We start from the raw sequence: 569 nt of genomic DNA, 5'->3' as shown, positions 1-569 counted from the left end.
TCAAGGGGTTCTTTTTTGAAATTAAATGTAAAGCTAAATGTAAAATAGGTATTTAGGCTGTTTCTATTTTTAATAATTTTTATTTAGGACAGTATTGAAGAAGAGTGGCTATTTGGGATAATGAAAACAAGCAAACCATTGAAATGATTTCCAATAATTTCTCTTGGGCTGCTTCTACCATAGCAGAATTATACAAGCAAAGATGGCAAATTGAGATCTTTTTTAGAGATATCAAGCAGTTGCTTCACATCAAAACCTTCATTGGAACTTCTGAAAATGCAGTGAAAATCCAAATCTGGACGGCACTTATCACTATTCTCATTCTGAAATACCTGAAATCCATCGCTAAATATAATTGGCAATTATCAAATCTGGTAGCTTTTATCCGATTGAATATTTTTGTTAAAATTAATCTTCAATTTTGGCTCGACAAACCATTTGAGCAACCGCCTGAAACCCCCAAAAACTATTATCAAGGGGTTCTTTTTTGAAATTAAATGTAAAGCTAAATGTAAAATAGGTATTTAGGCTGTTTCTATTTTTAATAATTTTTATTTAGGACAGTATTG

The 569-nt window shown here is 30.8% G+C and carries 1 protein-coding gene; it reads left to right on the top strand.

The window, feature by feature from the left end:
• The first annotated feature begins 104 nt into the window (after positions 1 to 104).
• A complete protein-coding gene (locus tag IV513_RS15655) occupies positions 105 to 491 on the top strand; it encodes a transposase (protein WP_317196437.1) in 387 nt (128 codons plus the stop codon).
• The last annotated feature ends 78 nt before the right edge of the window (positions 492 to 569 follow it).

Source organism: Chryseobacterium sp. RR2-3-20 (assembly GCF_017808115.1).
Taxonomy (GTDB): Bacteria; Bacteroidota; Bacteroidia; order Flavobacteriales; family Weeksellaceae; genus Chryseobacterium; species Chryseobacterium oryzae.
The sequence above is the reverse complement of the archived record's forward strand: the minus strand, read 5'-3'. Positions and strand labels throughout refer to the sequence as shown.